General features: G+C 72.6%; 15 protein-coding genes and 1 pseudogene. 11 read left to right on the top strand and 5 right to left on the bottom strand.

The window, feature by feature from the left end; genetic code table 11:
- Window positions 1-37 precede the first annotated feature (37 nt).
- Genes IE290_RS38205 through IE290_RS11460 form a run of 3 tightly spaced genes read left to right on the top strand, consistent with a single transcriptional unit; the run spans window position 38 to window position 1,490 of the window.
- Window positions 38-475, top strand: coding sequence for an amidase family protein (locus IE290_RS38205; RefSeq protein WP_268246334.1), 438 nt, complete (start codon window positions 38-40; stop codon window positions 473-475).
- A gap of 34 nt (window positions 476-509) precedes the next feature.
- Window positions 510-932: a DUF5946 family protein gene (locus tag IE290_RS11465; RefSeq protein ID WP_191244519.1), complete on the top strand. Its 423-nt coding sequence runs from the start codon at window positions 510-512 to the stop codon at window positions 930-932.
- A 9-nt stretch (window positions 933-941) separates the two neighbouring features.
- A complete protein-coding gene (locus IE290_RS11460) occupies window positions 942-1,490 on the top strand; it encodes a TetR/AcrR family transcriptional regulator (RefSeq protein WP_191244518.1) in 549 nt (182 codons plus the stop codon).
- 546 nt (window positions 1,491-2,036) lie between these two features.
- Here IE290_RS11460 and bla read toward each other — a convergent pair.
- Window positions 2,037-2,906 (bottom strand): class A beta-lactamase, encoded by an 870-nt coding sequence (gene bla, locus IE290_RS11455; RefSeq protein ID WP_191244517.1) that lies wholly within the window; start codon window positions 2,904-2,906, stop codon window positions 2,037-2,039.
- A gap of 90 nt (window positions 2,907-2,996) precedes the next feature.
- Between bla and IE290_RS11450 the strand changes: the two are divergent.
- Window positions 2,997-3,521: pseudogene (locus tag IE290_RS11450) on the top strand (serine hydrolase); the annotation flags it as partial.
- Between the two features lie 269 nt (window positions 3,522-3,790).
- Here the strand turns inward: IE290_RS11450 and IE290_RS11445 are convergent.
- From IE290_RS11445 to IE290_RS11430, 4 genes are all read right to left on the bottom strand, one after another.
- Entirely contained in the window at window positions 3,791-4,132 is a 342-nt protein-coding gene (locus tag IE290_RS11445) for a DUF1330 domain-containing protein (protein ID WP_191244516.1), read from the bottom strand.
- A 204-nt stretch (window positions 4,133-4,336) separates the two neighbouring features.
- Entirely contained in the window at window positions 4,337-5,314 is a 978-nt protein-coding gene (locus IE290_RS11440; protein WP_191244515.1) for a TAXI family TRAP transporter solute-binding subunit, read from the bottom strand.
- Window positions 5,211-7,280, bottom strand: a complete 2,070-nt coding sequence (locus IE290_RS11435; protein ID WP_191244514.1) for a TRAP transporter permease — start codon at window positions 7,278-7,280, stop codon at window positions 5,211-5,213. Before IE290_RS11435 ends, IE290_RS11440 begins: the two co-directional genes overlap by 104 nt.
- Before the next feature lie 35 nt (window positions 7,281-7,315).
- On the bottom strand, window positions 7,316-8,020 hold the full coding sequence (locus tag IE290_RS11430; protein ID WP_191244513.1) for a GbsR/MarR family transcriptional regulator: 705 nt from the start codon (window positions 8,018-8,020) through the stop codon (window positions 7,316-7,318).
- An 82-nt stretch (window positions 8,021-8,102) separates the two neighbouring features.
- Between IE290_RS11430 and IE290_RS11425 the strand changes: the two genes are divergently transcribed.
- The 7 genes from IE290_RS11425 to IE290_RS11395 all read left to right on the top strand — a co-directional run bounded on the left by IE290_RS11425 (window position 8,103) and on the right by IE290_RS11395 (window position 18,575).
- A complete protein-coding gene (locus IE290_RS11425; RefSeq protein ID WP_229874412.1) occupies window positions 8,103-9,191 on the top strand; it encodes a cytochrome P450 in 1,089 nt (362 codons plus the stop codon).
- Window positions 9,192-9,679: 488 nt separating this feature from the next.
- A complete protein-coding gene (locus tag IE290_RS11420) occupies window positions 9,680-10,525 on the top strand; it encodes an ESX secretion-associated protein EspG (protein ID WP_191244511.1) in 846 nt (281 codons plus the stop codon).
- A 19-nt stretch (window positions 10,526-10,544) separates the two neighbouring features.
- Window positions 10,545-10,946, top strand: coding sequence for a hypothetical protein (locus IE290_RS11415; RefSeq protein ID WP_191244510.1), 402 nt, complete (start codon window positions 10,545-10,547; stop codon window positions 10,944-10,946).
- A 27-nt stretch (window positions 10,947-10,973) separates the two neighbouring features.
- Window positions 10,974-12,830: a hypothetical protein gene (locus IE290_RS11410; protein ID WP_191244509.1), complete on the top strand. Its 1,857-nt coding sequence runs from the start codon at window positions 10,974-10,976 to the stop codon at window positions 12,828-12,830.
- Between the two features lie 5 nt (window positions 12,831-12,835).
- On the top strand, window positions 12,836-13,183 hold the full coding sequence (locus IE290_RS11405; protein ID WP_191244508.1) for a type VII secretion target: 348 nt from the start codon (window positions 12,836-12,838) through the stop codon (window positions 13,181-13,183).
- A complete protein-coding gene (locus tag IE290_RS11400; RefSeq protein ID WP_191244507.1) occupies window positions 13,180-13,671 on the top strand; it encodes a YbaB/EbfC family nucleoid-associated protein in 492 nt (163 codons plus the stop codon). The genes IE290_RS11405 and IE290_RS11400 overlap by 4 nt, the downstream gene beginning before the upstream one ends.
- Window positions 13,665-18,575, top strand: a complete 4,911-nt coding sequence (locus IE290_RS11395; RefSeq protein WP_229874411.1) for an RHS repeat-associated core domain-containing protein — start codon at window positions 13,665-13,667, stop codon at window positions 18,573-18,575. Before IE290_RS11400 ends, IE290_RS11395 begins: the two co-directional genes overlap by 7 nt.
- Window positions 18,576-18,593 lie beyond the last annotated feature (18 nt).

Here is an 18,593-nt window from a genome sequence, read left to right as displayed (position 1 = left end):
CATGGCGCGGTACGTTCAGGCCGTCCAATGGGGACTGATGGTGCCGGAAGCAAGCGCTTACCACGAGCAGACGTTGTGCTCGGTGCCGGAGCTGTACGCGGCGGACGTGCGGGTCCTGCTCGAAGCCGGCCGCCGGATGACCGCCGTGGACTACCTGCGGGCCCAGCGCACCCGGACCCTCATGCGTCAGGAGTGGTCGCGTCTGATGGAGACGGTCGACGTGATCGCCGCGCCCGCCGTTCCGGTGACCGCGGTGCCGGTGGGGCAGGAGAGCGTCACGTGGCCGGACGGGACGGTGGAGAGCGTCGCGGACGCGTACGTGCGGTTGTCCGCACCGGCCAACATCACCGGGTTGCCGTCGTTGACCGTGCCCGTCGGGGAGGATCACGCGGGCCTGCCGATCGGGATGCAGCTGATCGGCCCCGCCGGCGGCGACGGCGTGCTGCTGGGGTTGGGGCAGGCGCTGGAACGTTGACCCTCCAGCCGCTGGAGGGCCTAGGTTCGGGTGCGTGGCGTGTGCGGAGTGTGGCGGGGCGGGTCCCTGCGAGGAGTTGTTCCACATCGTGCTGGCGCTGGACCACTCGCGGCAGGAGCCGTGGGGACCGCTGCACGGGGTGACCGTGGCGTGCTTCCTGCTGCAGCACCCGAGCCGGCTGCCGGCGCCGGACCGCGGGCGGGCGTGGGCGATCGTGCGCGGTTTCGTGGACGGAGGTCTCGCCGCGGTCGCCGATCTCACCGACGCGGTTCGCCGGGCCAACTCGCACCGGGCTCGCGGCGCGCTCCCGATCCTCGACGTGCCGCCGAGTGTTTCGGGGCCGTTCGAGGTCACGATCGTCGACGTCGCCCAGGACGGGACGTTCCCCGCGGCGGGTTTCGCCGCGCGGGTCCGGGCCTGGGCGCAGGCGACGCTTGACGCACATTCGTTGCGTTAAGCTCGTGGCGTGAGCCGTAAGCCGATGGTGCGTCCGGGCGGCCGCAGCGCGCGGGTGCAGGAGTCCGTGCACGCGGCGGTCCGTGCTCTGGAAGCCGAGGTGGGACGGGAGGCGCTGACGGTGCCGCTGATCGCCGCGCGGGCCGGGGTGACGCCGTCGACGATCTACCGCCGCTGGGGGGACCTGCACGAGCTGCTGTCGGACGTCGCGGTGGAACGTCTCCGGCCCGACTCGCCGCCGGAGGACCGCGGGGAGCTCGCGGAGGACTTGTCGGTGTGGGCTGAGCAGTTCCTGGAGGAGATGGCCGCGCAGCCGGGGCGCGCCTACATCCGGGACGCGCTCCTCGGGGACGACACCAACGCCGGCCGGTGTTCGGCGTACGCGGCCGAGCAGATCTCGGTGATCCTGGCGCGGGCGGCCGAGCGGGGGGAGCGGGCGCCGGACGTCGAGACGGTGGTGGACCACGTCGTGGCGCCGATGATGTACCGGATCCTGTTCCGCCCGGAGGGGCTGGAGGCGGCCTACGCGCGCCGGCTGGTGGCTGAGCTGCTCGGCTGAGCTCCGCGCGCGGTTGGGCGCTTCGTGCCGCGCACGACTGGAGCCTTCACGCGCCGACGGCTGGGTTGCTCACGCGCCGACGGCTGGGTTTCTCGCGCGGGATGGCTGCGTGTCCCGCCGGGCGCGGGGGTGCTGGGTTCTCGCGCGGGGATGGCTGCGCGTCCCGCCCGGCGCGGGGGTGCTGGGCGTCTCGTGCAGTGACGGCTGGTCGTCTCGCGTGGCGATGGTTGGTCCTGTCGTGTTGGGGCGGTTGGTTCTCTCGCGCGGGGACGGGTGGTCGCTTCGTGTGGTGATAGTCGGTCCTGTCGTGGGGGATGGCTGGTTGCCTCGTGTGGCGATGGTTGGGCACCTCGCGCGGCGATGGCGGGGCGTCTCGTGTGGCGATGGTCGATGGTTGGTCCTGCCGCGCGGGGATGGCTGGGCGTCTCGTGCGGCGACGGTTGGTTCTGTCGCGGGGCGACGATTGGTCACCTCGTGAAGACACGGTTGGGCCAGTCGCCCAAGCGCGACTGGCCCAACCATGTCAACGTCTCGCACCAACCGGACCTACCGCAGCGCGTCCACCACCCGGGAGGTCGCCTCGGCGAGGAGTCTGTTGTCGTACGAAGCATCGGCCGTGTCCCGGCTCGACATCACCGCCAGCACGATCGGCGCGCCCGTCGGCGGCCAGATCACCGCGATGTCGTTGCGGGTGCCGTAGTCGCCGGTTCCCGTCTTGTCCGCCACCTGCCACTCGGACGGCACGCCGGCGCGGATCAGCTCCGCCCCGGTCCTGTTGCGGCGCATGATCCCCACCAGCAGGTCCCGCTTGTCGGCCGGCAACGCCTCTCCCAGCAGGAACGCCCGCAGGCTGCCCGCCATCGCCCGCGGGGTGCTCGTGTCCCGGATGTCGCCGGGGATGGCGGAGTTCAGCTCGACCTCGAGCCGGTCCGGGTGGGTCGTCGTGTCGCCGGTTTCGCGTAGCACCGCCGCCAGCCCGGCCGGGCCGCCCACTTCCGCGAACAGCAGGTTCGCCGCCGTGTTGTCGCTCTGCAGCAGCGCCGCCTCGGCGGCCTCGCGCACCGTCACGCTCCTCCGGTCCTTCGTGATCGGCGAGTTCGGCTGCACGTCCGCGTCGGTGTAGGTCAGCACCTTGTCCAAATCAACGTCGCGCCGCAGCACCGCGCCCGCCAGCAGCGACTTGATGGCCGACGCGTAGTTGAACCGCTCGTCGGCCCGGTGCGCGATCTCCCGCCCGGTCCCGGTGTCGATCGCGTACAGCCCCAGGCGCGCGTCGAACCGCGACTCCAGATCGGCGAAGGACACCTGTGGCACCGGCGCCGCAGTCGAAGTGGTGGGCGGGGGTGCGGCGGCACACGCCCCGGCCAGGCCGAACACGAGCAGAACCGCCACAGCACGAAGAGTTCGAACAACCATGGCCCCAGCCTTCCGCGCCCACTCGATACCGTCGAAGACCAAAACGAGGGTTTTCATGCGTATCCGGCATACGATGCGGGTGTGGCGTCCGAGGTCGCGCGGATCCTGAAGGGGTTCGGCATCGAGGGGATCACCGTCCGGCACCCGATGCAGGAGCTGGCCGACACGCCCGCGGAGCGCTTCGACCGCGGTGAGGTGCACCTGGCCTACGCGCTGGCGGTCGACGCGGGGACGGCGGGCCGCGGGCACCGCATCCCGCAGCTCGACGTGACGCGGGCGAGTTCCGGTTCGGCGCGGGCGTTCGCGGATCTGCTGCAGGCGCTGTGGACGCCGTCGGCGATCCCGGCCGAGGTCGCCGCTCGGGTGCGGGAACTGATGCGGCACAACGTGGTCCGGCACCGGCTGGCGCCGGATTTCGTGTCCGACGCGTCGATCTGGTCGTCCAAGACCGGCACGTTGTTGACACTGCGGCACGAAATCGGGGTGGTCGAACACGCCGACGGGCAGGCCTTCGCGGTCGTGGCACTGACCGAGTCGCGCGTGGCGGCCGCGCAGCAGCCCGGCGCGGAAGCGGTGATGGCCCAGGTAGCGCGCCGGCTGCGAGACCACCTGCGGCTCAGCCACAGAGCGAATGGCCGAGCCACTCGACCACCGCCCGTCCGAGCCACTCGGCCACCGGCCTATCGCGCGAGCGGCCCAGCTCTGTCCGGTGGCTGAGCCACTCGGCCGCTTGCCCATCGAGCCGGCCGGGCAGCTGGGCAGGCGGCCCGGCCGGGCCCCGCCAACCGCGGGGCCGCCCCGCGGTGTCTCCGCGCCCGCGGCTCCGCCAGCCGCGGCGGGGTCACCCCCGCGGCTCCGCCGACGCGGCGTCCGCGGCTTTGCCGCTAGGCAATCGCCGCGCGGAGGGTTTGTCCCATCGCCGCCGAGTCGTGGTCGGGCTCTACTCCGTCCACCAACAGCACCGTGCCTGGGAGGTGGTCGGCGCGCAGCGGCACGATCTCCTGGTACGCGGGCGAGTCGTACCAGGCGCGGGCGTCCTCGATGGTCGGGAAGCCCAGCATCACCAGGTGGCCCGGCCACTCGCCCTCCCGGACCTCGACCGGCGCGCCGTGCACCAGGAACCTCCCGCCGAACGGGTCCAGCGTCGCCTCGATGCGTTCCAGGTACTCGGCCACGTCGGGGTGCGGCTCGGCGGGCAGCAGGTGGGCCAGGGCGTATGCGGTCATCGGGTCCGTCCTTCCTCAGCGGGTGATGACCCCAGCCTGCGGCGGCTCACGTCGAGCGTCGATTACCCCGGAGGTAACGTCCCGGCGTCGGCCGCGGCTGTGGCGGCACGACAGGTAACGGCACGACGTCGGCGGCGCTTGCCGCAAACCGGGTGCGGCACTAGGAAGCCTGCCGCGCCCCCGAGTACCGCGGCCCCAAAAACGTCACTGCGTCGCCAGTGCCTGACGCGCTCCGGGGTGCAGCGGCACCGGATCGGTGCGCGTCGCGTTCTCGGGGGTGATCTCCTTCGCCGCCGGGTGCACGCTCTCCAGCTCCGCCTTCTTGTCGAAGATCAGCTTCGTGATCGCGCACGCGTCGCTCGCCGGGAAGTCCTCCCGCACCAGCAGCAGGTTCGGCACCACGATCGTCGGGACGTCCGCCGGCTGCCCGTACGTCGCCGCGGGGATGGTGCCCGTGTCGTACACCGTGTTGATCTGCTTCAGCGCCGCCAGCTGCGGGGTGATGTCGATGAACTTCACCTGCCCCTTCATCGTGGTGGTGATGTCGGTGATCTGCGCCGTCGGCAGCCCGCCGGACCACACCAGCCCGTCGATCGTGCCCGACTTGATCCCGTCCGCGGTCTTGGCCAGGTCCAGCCGCTGCGCCTGCACGTCGGTGTCCGGGTTCAGCCCGGCCGCCTGCAGCAGCCGGTTCGCGATCACCTCGGTGCCCGACTTCGGCGAGCCCGTCGAGATCCGCTTGCCGCGCATGTCGGCGATGCTGTTGATCCCCGAATCGGTGCGCACCAGCACCTGCGTCGAGTTCGGGTAGAGCCGCGTCAGCGCCTGCACCTTCTGCGGCTTGCCCTCGAAACTGCCCTTGCCCTGCACCGCGTCGGCCGCGGTGTCGGCCAGCGAGAACGCGATGTCGTAGGTGCCGTCGACCAGCTGCTGGATGTTCTGCACCGACGCGCCGGTCTCCGCCGCGGTCGCCTTCAGCCCGGTGTTGTTGCTGATCAGCTGCGCCAGCCCGCCACCGAGCACGTAGTACACGCCGCCGCTGTTGCCGGTGGCGATGGTGAGCCTGCCGTTGCCGGCCTCACACGCCTGGTTCCCGCCCGCCGCCGGCTGGTTCGGTTGTTTCCCCCCGCAGCCCGTCGCGATCAGGGCCACCGCCACCAGCGCCGTCAGCAGTCGTTTCATGCCGCCTCCTTCGGATCACGAGATGCGCGGCCGTCGCGGCCACGCCGAAGGCCAGGCCCGCCGCGATCGGCCCCGGCTCCAGGTAGAGCAGGCACACCGCGGCGGGCACGAACAGCGCCCGCACCGCGGGGTGGACCGGGCCGAACAGCCACCCGCCGGTCACCACACCCAGCGCGGCGACGGCGAGCGCGGACACCGCCAGCACCCACACCACCGTCACCGCGTCGGACTGGAGCAGCAGCGCCGCCCCGTTGTCGGTGAGCACGAACGCGATCGGCACCAGGAACGCCGGCAGCGTGTACTTCCAGCACTGCCACATGGTCGCCATGACCCGGCCGCCGGTGATCGCCGCCGACGCGACCGCCGCCAGCGCCGTCGGCGGCGTGACCTCCGACAGCACCGCGTAGTAGAAGATGAACATCGCGCGCTCGGCCGGGGCCACGCCCAGTGTCTCCAGCGCCGGTGCGATCACCACCCACGCGATGATGAACGACGCCGTCACCGGCACCGCCAGCCCGAGCACCCCGACCGCGACCGCGGACAGCACCACCGTCAGCGCCAGCACCACCGTGGGGTTGTCGGTGAGCGCCCGCGCCACGTCGACCAGCGCGTCGGCGAGTTCCAGCCCCAGCCCGGTCTTGGTGATCGTCGACGTGATCACCCCGGCCGCCGCGCACACCGCGATGACCGGCAGCGCGCCCCGCACACCGCGGGACAGCGCGCTCACCATGTCCACCGCCCAGCCGCGCAGGTCCCGCCGCCGCGCGATCAGCGCGAACAGCGCCGCCACCCCGGTCGCGTACACCACGGCCGCGAACGGCGGGATGTCCAGCGCCAGGAACACCACGATGATCGCCAGCGACAGGAAGTGGTAGCCGCCGCGCAGCAGCAGCCGCCACGGGTCCTCGCGTTCGACGTCCACCGGCTTGGCGTGGAAGCGGCGGGCGTCGGCCTCCATCGCGAACACGATGCCCAGGTAGTACAGCAGCGTCGGCACCGCCGCCCAGATCAGCACCGTGAGGTAGGAGGTCTGCAGGTACTCGGCGATGATGAACGCGGCCGCGCCCAGCGTCGGCGGGGACAGGATCGCCCCGATGCCCGACGCGGCGAGCAGCCCGCCGGCGTTCTCCCGCGGGTAACCGGCGCGTTGCAGGATCGGCCAGGTGATCGAGCCCAAGCTGACCGCCGTCGCCGTGCCCGAGCCGGACACCGTGCCCAGCAGGAACCCGGACAGCACCGTCGTCCGGCCGGGTGCGGTGCGGGAACGGCGGAACGCGGCGAAGGAGATGTCGACGAAGAACCGCCCAGCCCCGGAGGCCTCCAGCACCGCGCCGTAGATGGTGAACAACACGATGTAGCTGGCGGCCACGTCCAGCGGGGTGCCGAAGAACCCGCTCGCGTCGTTGTAGAGGGCGTTGATGATCTGACTGAAGTCCACGCCGGCGTGCGCGATGCCCCAGTTCGGCGGCAGGTAGCCGCCGTAGTAGGCGTAGGCGAGGAAGAGCAGGCAGACGATCGGCAGCACCCAGCCGGTGGTGCGGCGGGTCGCCTCCAGGATGAGCAGGAGCAGCAGCGCGCCCGCGACGATGTCGAGCGTGGACAGCTGCCCCTGCCGGTCGAGGAAGTCGTCGTAGCCGAACAGCACCGGGTACAGGCCCACCACGAGCGCCACCACGGACAGCGCCCAGTCCAGCACCCACGGGTTGTCCGGCGTGCGCCGCGAGCGCGCCAGCGGCCGGTAGCACAGGAACACCAGCGGCAGGGTGCTGCCGAGGAAGATCACCAGGTAGAACTGGTTGCCCTTGCTGTAGGGGAAGAAGACCTGTTTCAGCACGAGCAGGGCCACGCCGAGCGCGGCCAGGTAAACCAGCAGGTCGGGCCCCCGCGACAACCGGCGCGCGGGCCGCTCCTCGTCGTGCTCGGCGACGATGTCACTGACGTCGTCGCCCTTGACGGCCTTGGTCATCACCGCTCCTTTGCGATGATCACACCTTAGGTCCCTTACCGGTCATACGGAAGGTTTCGCCAGTGCTCGGCCGCCTGCGCCATGTCGCGCCGCAGGTGCTCGAAGAACCGGCTGGTGTTCCTCAGCCGGGCCCCGGCGGGGGAGTCGCCGAACACCTGCGCGCCCCGCCGGGCGCAGTCCGCCCACAGCGTCATCGACCGGACGCTCACCAGCCACGCCTGGTACCAGACGTGCTCGTCGATGACGTACCGCTGCCGGCGGCCGTCGCGCTCGCGCCGCGCCAGTCCACGCTCCTCGAGCCAGCGGACGGCCGTGGAGACCGACGCGGGACTGACCCGCAGCCCGGCGACCAGCTCGGCCGCGGTGAGGCTGCCGGTGTCGCTGGTGAACAGGCCGACGAGGACCTTCGCCATCATCGGCCGGACACCGGTCTGGACCATCATCGCGGCGAAGTGCTCCTCGAACTCCCGCGGATCGCCGCCCCGGGCCGCCGGTGGTTCGGGCGCGGCGACCGGGCGGCGGCGCTGGGCGCGCCAGGCGGTCGCTTGCTGGGCGCGGTCGGCGCGGTAGCCGTGGGCGCCGCCGTTGCGCGCCACCTCGCGGATGATCGTCGACTTGGGCCGCCCGAGCCTGCGGCCGATCTCGGCGAAGCTCAGCCCCATCCCCAGTCCGGTGGCGATGCGGCGGCGCTCGTCGAACGTCAGCCGGGTGCGGGCCGGTGCATTCGGCTCCAGGCTCATTGCACCGATAGTAGACCGGTGACCTGGAATGGCCTTGCACACTGGTTGTTCCGCTCGCGAATGCGCCTCTAGCGTTCGCGGAGTGCTGAAGCGACTGACCTATCCCGACGGACACCGCGGCTGGCTGGCGACGAGCCACGAACTCGTCCGGGAGGTGCTGGCCGACCCGCGGTTCAGCGCCCGCTCCGACCTGCGGCACATGCCGGTCCCCGGCGCGTCCGGCACCGGGGCGCCCGCGCCGCCCGGCATGTTCATCTCGATGGACCCGCCGGAGCACACGCGCTACCGCCGCTTGCTCGCCGGCCAGTTCACCGTCCGCCGCATGCGGCAGCTCGAACAGCGCGTGCGGGAGATCAGTGACGAGCACCTGGACGCCGTGGCGCGGGAAAGGGGCCCGGTGGACCTGGTGCGCACCTGGGCGCGGCCGATTCCGGCGCAGGTCATCTGCGAGCTGCTCGGGGTGCCCTACGCCGAGCGGGCGCGGTTCCAGGGACACGCGCTGGACCTGTTCCGCCTGGACCAGACGCCGGAACAGGCCGCGGCGGCGTACTCGGCGGTGCACGGATTCGTCCGCGACCTGGTGGCGGCCAAGCGCGCCACCCCGGCCGACGACCTGCTCAGCGGGCTCCTCACCAGCGACCTCACCGACGAGGAGCTGGTCAACATCGGCTTCGCGCTGCTGGGCGCCGGGCTGGACACCACGGCCAACATGCTCGCGCTGGGCGTCTTCACCCTGCTCACCCACCCCGGCGCGCCGGACGTGCTGTGCGCGGAGCCGGACCACGCGATCGAGGAGCTGCTGCGTTACCTCAGCGTCATCCCGTTCACCGTGCGCGCGGCCCTGGCGGACGTCGAGCTGCACGGCGAGCGGATCGCGGCCGGCGAGTGCGTCACCCTTTCGCTGCCCGAGGCCAATCGCGATCCCGCGCGCTTCGCCGACCCCGACGTGCTCGACCTGCTCCGGCCCGCCGCCGGGCACGTCGCGTTCGGACACGGCGTGCACCAGTGCCTCGGCCAGCAGCTCGCGCGGGTGGAGCTGCGGGTGGCGCTGCCCGCGCTGTTCACCAGGTTCCCGGCGCTGCGGCTGGCGATTCCCGCCGGGGACGTGGTGATGCGGACGGACAGCCTGGTCCGCGGGGTGGACGAACTACCGGTGACGTGGGCGGACTGAGTCTGGCCACTGTGGACGGTCAGGCGTGGTCGCCGAGGTTCCACTCCCAGCCGTTGAACCCCTCGAGCAGGTACGGGGCGAGCACCAGGCGCCCGGTGGTGTTGCGGGGCGGCTGCGGCCGCTGGGGGCGCTGGGACGCTCCGCCGGGTGCGCCGGGTTTGCCTGGTCTGCGAGGCAGGCATGCGTTGTGGGTAGAGAGCGGGGACGGTCGACCGCTCGGAATCCCGTTGCCCGCCTGACTTCCGTGCTCAAATGAGCGCCCACCGCGTGCCCGTGTGCCTCTGAATCCCGGTTCTTTCGGGCAACGCCGGAGGAAAACGGCGTTCCGTCACCCCTTGAGTGCGTTGTGATCTCCACCGTGTGCCGCTGGGTCGCTCGACAGCGGGCGCCCCGGCGCCGACACTGATCAACGAACAAGCCACACTGGCCGTCCACGCCTCACGGCCCCGCGTCCCGAGGCCGGAACCCGAAAGGTGACACAAGCGTCGATGGTGTCTCGGTTCGACTTCACGCTGGGCAGCGTGGAGGCCGTCGTCGTCGGGCGGGCGCTGGGCGTCGACGTCCGCGTGTTCCCCCTGCGCATCAGCCACACCACCGTGGACCCGCTCCGCTTCGCCAGACTCGCGCTCCGCGTGCACGCCGACCTCGAGGACCGCGGCCTGTCCACCCGCGGCGAGCTCGACGCCGGCGTCCGCACCGCGTTCGAGTTGCTCGGCGACCACCGCGTCACGGTCACCGCCAGCGGGTCCGACTCGCGCGCCGGTGACCTCGCCGTGCACGCCGCCACCGACGGCGCGCAGGCGCTCGTGATCCGCCAGGCCCCCGGCGAGGACAGGCTGTGGTTCTCCCTGTTCCCGGACGAGGACCTGGTGTCCCGCGTGGCCGGCTCGCTCACCCCGGCCGACGCCGCGCCCGGCACGCCGCTGTCGGTGTCGCGCCGCGAGGACGAGCGCCCGCGCTCGGCGCTGGCCGCGCTGCGCCAGGCCGAGGAGGAATTCGACGAGGAGGAGACCGAGGCCTTCGGCAGCCTCCAGGTCACCACGGTCGTGCGGTCGCGGCGACCCGCGCGCGCCCGCGCGGTGTCCGAAGAGGACCGGCTCGAAGAGGTCCTCGCGGCGCCGCGGCGCGGCGGCGGCTACTTCACCGCGCACGGCCGCGGACGCCACGGCGAACGCCGCTCGGCCACCCCGGTCACGTGGCTGGACACCGAGGACGGGCGGTACCTGGTGAGCACTCGGACCGACGCGACCGGGACGATCACCGCGACCTACGCGCCCGCGGGATTCCCGGCGGTCGCCGAAGCCGTCCGCGACATGATCGCTGCCGTCTACTGAGATCGGGGAGGAACCGGGGATGAGCGAGGAAGCGCCGAAGGCGGACACCGCGGTCCGGATGGTGCAGGCCGTGGCGCTGAAGCGGCTGGCCACCGAGGGCGGGTTCGCCGTCGACGAGCGGACCGGTGACAAGATGATCCAGGCGCTGCAGGGCATCGTCGACGCGCTCGAGGCGCGCTGGTCGGCGCTGCAGGCGTTCGGGCAGGCGCCGCCGATGAGCGACACCGCCACCGCGAAGTGGGTGTCGGACGTGATGGTGAAGACCGCGAGCGACGAGCGCGGCCTGCTCACCCAGCTCACGCGGGCCAAGGCCGAACTGCCCACTTACATCGAGGCGATCAAGCTCGCCCAGGAGAACTACCGGTCGCAGGACGGCGAAACCGGGACCACGTTGCGGCGACACCGCGCCGAGCAGGCCTGACCGAGCAACCGCGAAGGGGAGAAGATCGTGGAGCTGTCCGACGTCGGCGGCGGGGTGCAGGACGTCACCGCGGACCCGAGCTCGCCCTACTACATCGGTCCCATCGGCCACGACCACACCTCGGGCGACGAGATCCGCGAGGAGGTCACCCAGCAGGTCGACGAGGAGATCGCGAAGGGCTGGCTGGGAGAGGTCGTCACCCCGCTGCTGCGCGACGAGACCATCCAGCGGCGCTACGAGCAGCGCATCGTCGCCATCCGCGACAGCGTCGACGACGGGGTCGAGATCCGCGACCACGGCACGGCGCCCAGTTCGTTGTGGGACAACGCGACCCACCAGCAGATGCTCGACGCCATCACCACCAACGCCGACTCCGCCGCCGTCGCGGTCACCTCGGAGGAGTGGGTGCGGCTGGGCGAGGAACTCACCGAGCACCAGCAGAACCTGGCCGGCGCCATCAACGACAGTCTCGCCGACTGGCAGGGGGAGGGCGGCGACGCGGCCCGCAAGCACCTCGCCGACGTCGGGCTGTGGCTCGGCAACACCGCCAAGGGCGCCACGCTCACCGGCCGCCAGCAGGAGATCCACTCGCAGGCGCTGAACGAGACGCAGAAGCAGATGGCGGCCAACCCGCCGGTGAACTTCGACGTGCAGGCCGCCAACGCGCACCTGCAGACGATCACCGACCCGGTCGTGTACGCACAGCAGGCGCAGCTCGACCAGCAGGCGCTGCGGCAGTCGGAGGCCGCACGCCAGCAGGCCGCGCGGATCATGACCCAGTACGACGACACCGTCGCCGGCGCCACCATCACCCCGGCGTTCGTCGCGCCGCCGAAGCTCGGCGGGCCGAACGCGCAGATCGCGTCGCTGCGCACCGGCGCGACCGTGCCGGCCTCGGCGCGGATCCCGGCCACCGAAGCCGGTGCCGCACAGGCCGCGAGCCTGCGCTCGGCCACCACCGCGGTCCCCGGCGCCGGCACCGGGGACGTGCACGCGGCGGTGGCCACGGCGAGCCTGAGCTCCCCGTCGCTGCCGACCGGTTCGCCCGTGCCCGGCCTGGACACCGCGGGCGCCGGCGCCGGGGCCGGCGCGCCCGCGCTGAACACCTACAGCGGTTCGTCCGGCTTCGGCGGCGGAACCGGTGCCGTGCCGCAACTGTCCACTCCGGACTACCCGGCCGGAACCACCGGGAACTACAGCGGCGGCACGCTGGAGAACCACGCGTCGGTGCCCGACCTCGACATCCCGGACTCGACGGTGGCCTCCTCGGCGGTCGACACCGGCACGTCCGGCAGCTCGTCGGCGCGCATGCCGACCATCGGATACTCCGGCGGTATCAACGGCGACAGCATCGCCAGCCGTCTCGGGGGCCCCACCGTGAGCGGCAACCCGTTGGCCGGGCTCGACTCCGTCAGTGGCCCGGCGGGGACCCCGCTCGGCGGCGGCACCAGCACCGGGGCCAAGGGCCTCGGCGGCGCGGGCGGTGCCGGCGCGGCGGCGCTCAAGGGCCTCGGTGGTGGCGGCGTTGGCGGCAGTGGCCTCGGTGGTGCCGGTGGTGCAGGTGGCGTCGGTGGTGCGTCGGGCGCGAGCGGCGCCCGGCTCGGCGCGGGTGGTGTCGCCGGTGCCTCCGGCGCGGCGGCGGCCGCCGAAGAAGCCGCGGCGGCGCGTGGCGCGGCGGGCGCGACCGGCGCGGCGGGCCGGGCCGGTACTCCGGCCGCGGGTGGCATGGCCCCGCACGGTGGCAAGGGCCAGGGCGCGGAGGACAAGGAACACCGCGTCGCGGACTACCTCGAAGGCGACCCCGGCCTCTTCGAAGGCGGCGACGTGGTCGCCCCGCCGGTCATCGGTGACTGGAAGACGAACAAGAAGGAAGAGAAGAAGTAACCCTCGTGTCCTACGAAGTCAACCCCGACGAGCTGCGCACCCACGGCAGCCACCTCGACGCCCTGTCCGACCGGCTGAACACCGCGGTGGACGCCGCCAACACGGTCGTCATGGACGACTCCGCCTACGGCCTGCTCTGTGCCTTCCTGCCGCCGATCGTGAACGCGACGACGCAGGGGGACGCGGTCGAGGCGCTCAAGGCCGCGGCCGAGGGCGTGCGGATCATCGCGGGAAACATCCGCACCGCGGCCACCAGCTACGAGGAACAGGACGCGACCAACGCCGAGCCGTTCGAGCGGCAGCTGCGCGAGGCCACCCCGGTGAGCCCGCGGATCGGCACGGTGGTCCGGTGACTTCGGCGAACGGACTGGGCGAACTCATGCGCGACCCCGACGAGGCGGCCGCGCGGATGAACGCGTGGGCGCAGGGGCTGGCGCAGAAGGCCGAGCGCTACCGCGCGGCGCAGGCGCGTACCGAGGAGATCCGGCTGACTTCGGCCAACACCGACGGCTCGGTGCGCGTCACGGTCCGCGCCGACGGCAGCGTCACCGATCTGGACCTGTCCGGACGGGCCCGCACCATGCCGCTGGACGAGCTGTCCGCGCAGATCCTGGCCACCATGCGCCGCGCGCAGGCGGGTATCGCCGCGCAGGTCGCCGAGGTGATGCGGGAGGAGGTCGGCGACGAGGACCCGCAGACGCGCTCGCTGCTGGTCGACAACCTGCGCAGCCGGTTCCCCGATCCGGACGCCGACACCGACGACGAGCGGGCGGCCGCCGAACCCGCCGAGGAGCGGCCGCAGGCCCGCACGGACGACGACGAGGAGAACAACCCGTGGTGAACCCCCTGGTCGCGCAGGAGCAGAGCTCGACGACCGCGATCTCGGGGATCTCCCTCCTGGAGGGCGCGCAGGACCTCAAGAAGGCCATCGAAAGCGGCGACTGGGCCTCCGGCGCGCTGGGGGCCGCCGCGGCCGGGCTCGACGCGCTCGGGTTCGTGCTCGACCCGTTCGGCTCGGTCCTCGCCGCCGGCGTCGGCTGGCTCATCGAGCACGTCGGCCCGCTCAAGGACGCCCTCGACGCGCTGGCGGGCAACCCGGACGCGGTCAAGGCCCACTCCGAGACGTGGCAGAACATCGCCACCGAGCTGGGCGAGATCGGCACCGACCTGGCCAACCAGGTCAACGCCGACCTGACCGGCTGGACCGGCCCGTCCGCCGACACCTACCGGCAGCAGGCCAAGGACGTCGGCGACCTGCTCGCCGCGGCGAAGGAAGCCGGTGAAGGCACCGCCAGCGGCATCGAGACCGCGGGCACCGTCGTCGCCGCCGTGCGGACCCTGGTGCGCGACATCATCGCCGAAGTCGTCGGGCACATGATCTCGTGGGCGCTGCAGGTGATCGCCACCCTCGGCATCGCGCTGGCGTGGGTCGTGCCGCAGGTGATCAGCGAGGTCGCCAAGACCGCCGCCAAGATCGCCGACATCACCGGGAAGCTGACCCACGCGCTCAAGGCGCTCTCGGAGCTGCTGAAGAAGGCCGGCGGCATCTTCACCGACACCGCGGGCAAGCTGAAGAAGATCAAGACCGACAAGCCGCCGACGTCGGCCGAGCCGGACAGCCTCCCCGCGGGCCCGAAGAGCGTCGACCCCATGGCGGGCAAGGGCGGCGGCACCATCCCGAACAGCACGGCGAAGACCCCGCCGCCGGACGTGGCCAAGGTCGCCCCGCCGCCCAAGCTCGACGACACCCCGGGCGACACGACCAAGGCATCGTCCACACCGGACACCCCGCCGGTCTCGGCCCCGCCCAAGCTGGACGGCCCGCCGCCGGGCGGCACGGCCAAGTCCGCGCCCGAGCCCGGCCCGGCCCCCGTGGCGCCGCCGCCGAAGCTCGGCGCCTCCACCACGCCGTCTTCGGCCGGCGGCACCCCGAAGGGCAACCCGGCCACGACGAAGGAGCCGGGCAAGAAGGACTGCGAGTTCGACCCCATCGACGTCGCGACCGGCGACGTCCTGCTCACCGAGGTGGACCTGGTGGTCCCCGGCGCGCTGGGCGAACTCATCACGCGCAACCACGTTTCGTCCTACCGGGACGGGCGCTGGTTCGGTCCGTCGTGGACGTCCCTCCTGGACGAACGGCTGACCGTGGCGGCGGGCACGGTGCGCTACCACTCCGCCGACGCCATGGTGCTGACCTTCCCGGTCCCGGCGCCCGGCCGGTCCGCCGGTGTCCAGCAGGGCCCGGTGCGGCTGCTGCACGCCGACGCCGACGACTACGTGGTCACCGATCCCGGCCGCGGCCTCACCCGGCGGTTCGTGTTCGCCCCGGGCGCCCGGGACGAGCTGCTGCTGCGTGAGGTGCGCACCGAGGACGGCGAGTTCGTCGTCCTGGACCGGGACGCCGACGGCACGCCGGTCCTGCTGACCCACTCGGCGGGCGCGCGGATCGCCTTCGACACCGCGGACGGCCGCGTCCGGTCCGTCCGCGCGCTCTCCCCGGCGGGGGACGTCCCGGTCGCCCGCTACGACTACGACGAGCACGGCCACCTCGCCCGCCGGTGGAACTCCGCCCCCCGGCCGGCGCTGTACGAGCACGACGCCGCGGGCCGGATCACCGGCTGGACCGACCACAACGGCTCGTGGTACCGCTACGTCTACGACGACGCCGGGCGCTGCGTGCGCACGGTCGGCGACCGGGGTTTCCTCGACGGCGCACTGGAGTACGCCCCGGGCCGCACCACGACCACCGACTCGCTGGGGCACCGCAAGACCTTCGAGTTCGACGCCGAGGGCAACCTCGTCGCCGAAACCGACAAGCTGGGCGCGGTCACCCGCAGCGAGTGGGGCCCGAACCGCCTCCTGCGTGCCCGGACCGACCCGCTCGGCAGGCGGACCGAGTTCGAGCACGACGCGGCGGGGATCCTGCGCGCGGTGGTGCGCCCGGACGGTAGCCGCGCCGTCATCGTCGAGCACACGGCCACCGCGCTGGAGATCGCGGTCACCGAGGGCGGCCGCACGTTCCGGCGCCGCTACACCGACCCGGTTCCCGACCCGTACACCACCCCGCTCGGAGTGTCCGAAGAGGACGACGACGAGGCGGGGCGGACCCCGGCGCAGGCCGGGCCCGCGGTCGAGGAGGACCTGTTCGGCCGCCCGCGCGTGCTGCGTGAACCCGGCGGCCCGGTCACCCTGGCCTGGACGGTGGAGGGCGACCTGCGGGCGGTGACGACCGCCGACGGCGCGCGGCGGCAGTGGACCTACGACGGCGAGGGTGGCGAGACGTCGCACACCGACGCCCTGGACCGCGTGACCGTCACCGAGCGCGGTCCGTTCGCCATCGTCACGGGCACGGTGGACGCCACCGGCGCACGCACGCTCCGCCACTACGACACCGAACTGCGCTTGACGGCCGTGACCAACCCGGCGGGCCAGACCTGGACGTTCACCTACGACGCCGAGGGGAGGCTGACGAGTCAGACCGACTTCGACGGCCGCACCACGCAGTGCTCCTACGACGCGGCGGGGCAGCTGGTCCGGCTGGTCAACGCCGCGGGCGAGGTCGTGGACCACCGCTACGACGCGCTCGGCAACCTGACCGAGCGCACCGCGGCCGGCGTGACCGAGACCTACCGCCACGACCCGGTGGGCAGGCTGGTGCACGTCGCGGGCCCGGGCGCGGAGATCACACTGGAGCGCGACGACGAGGGCCGGGTGGTGCGCCAGACCGCCGCCGGCCGCACCACCACCTTCGGCTACGCCGACGCGTACTCCACCAGCCGGCGCACACCGTCCGGAGTGGACGTCCACTGGGGACGCTCCGAGAGCGGGGTGGACACCCTCACCGTCGGCGGTACGACGCTGACCCTGCACCGCGACGAGAACGGCCGCACGGTCGCGACCAACGTGGGGGCCACACCTGTGGTGCGCAGGGATTTCGACGCGCGCGGCAGGCTGCTCGCGCAGCAGACCCCGGCCGGCACGTGGCGCTACCACCGGCGGCCCGACGGCAGCATCGACGCGCGGGAGGACCCGTCGGGCGGCGCCCGCTACGAGTTCGACCGGCTCGGCCGCGTCACCGCCGTGCACACGCCCGGCCACACCGAACGCTACGCCTACGACGTGCTCGGCAACGTCGTGCTGTCCCACCCCGGCGGCGGGGCGGAGGCCGGCCCGCGGCACTACCGCGGTGGTCTCGTCGAAGCCGCCGGCGTGGTGCGGTACGACCACGACGCGCAGGGTCGGCTGGTCCGGCGCACGGTGCCCGGCCCGGCCGGCGAGCTCACCTGGTCGTTCACCTGGGACGCCCACGACCACCTGACCGGCGTCCGCACCCCGGACGGCGCGGTGTGGCACTACCTCTACGACCCGATGGACCGCCGGGTCGCCAAGCAGCGCCTGGAGCCGGACGGCACGGTCGCCGAGCGGGTCGAGTTCGTCTGGGACGGCAACACCCTCGTCGAGGCCCTGCACACCGTGCGCGGTGCGCTGGTGTCGGTGCTGACGTGGGTGCACCACCCGGACGACGGCAGGCCGGTGGCGCAGGCGGTCACCGGCCCGGACCGGACCACCCGGGTGTCCGTCCTGGTCACCGACGACGTCGGCACGCCGGTCGAGGCGGTCGACCTCGGCGACGGCACGGTCCGGCCGCTGCGCACGACGCTGTGGGGCCTGACCCGCGGCGGTGACGGCGACGCGACGCCGCTGCGGTTCCCCGGGCAGTACCACGACGCGGAGACCGGGCTGCACTTCAACGTGTTCCGCTACTACGACCCGGCCACCGGCCGGTTCGTCTCGCCCGACCCGCTGGGCCTCAACCCGGCGCCGAACCCGCTGGCGTACGTGGCCGATCCGCTGATGCAGTCCGACCCGCTCGGCCTCACCGGCGGCGGGTTCGACGCCGGTGACTTCCGGCGGTTCTCCGGCCGCTCCACCGCGGGCAAGTGCAGTGCGCAGAAGACCCCCGCGCCGTCGTTCACGCCGTACCCGAAGACCAAGCCGAAGAAGGGCAGCACCTCCGGCAGCACGTCGTCGGCGGGACCGTCGACGCCGGCTCCGCCGAGGGGCACGAAGGATCCCGTCAGCGGCCGGTTCACCTCGCAGGGCGGCGGCACCACGTCCGGTCCGCAGGTGCTCGACGGCAGTCCGCGTCCCGGCGGCTCCAAGCCGCAGCCGGGCGAGCTCACCGACGTCATCGACCTCAACAAGACCAAGCACTCGAACTACAGCCCGGAGCTGCAGACCGAGCTGTCGAAGGTCAACGGGTACAACCCCGACGGCGACAACCGGTGGATCCGCGGTCACCTGCAGAACGACAACCTCGGTGGCCCGGGCATCTCGAGCAACATGACGCCGCTGACGTCCACGGCGAACAAGAACATGTCGGGCACGTTCGAGGGTCCGCTGAAGAACGCCAACATCCGGCTCGACCAGCTCAAGAGCCAGATCCCGACGGACGCGCAGCTGGGACGGGCCGGGTTCGACCCGAGCCAGTTCGACAAGGTCCGCAAGGACATCCAGAACCTCACGGTCGAGTACAAGGTCGACGTCAGCCCGGACGTGAAGTTCCCCAACTCGCCCAACCCGTTCGAGCGCTCGATCCGCAAATACCTGGTGCTCGACGCCGAGTACAAGGGCCTCACACCCGAGGTGCAGCAGTACATCGGGTTCGCGAAGGAGAAGAACTTCCTGCCGAAGCTGCCGCCGCCGGGCACGAAGATGGACACCCTGACGGGCGCGTTCTCGTAGCGCCGGTGGTGCGCCCAC

The sequence above is a fragment of the Amycolatopsis deserti genome (assembly GCF_014653945.1).
GTDB lineage: Bacteria > Actinomycetota > Actinomycetes > Mycobacteriales > Pseudonocardiaceae > Amycolatopsis_E > Amycolatopsis_E deserti.
The sequence above is the reverse complement of the archived record's forward strand: the minus strand, read 5'-3'. Positions and strand labels throughout refer to the sequence as shown.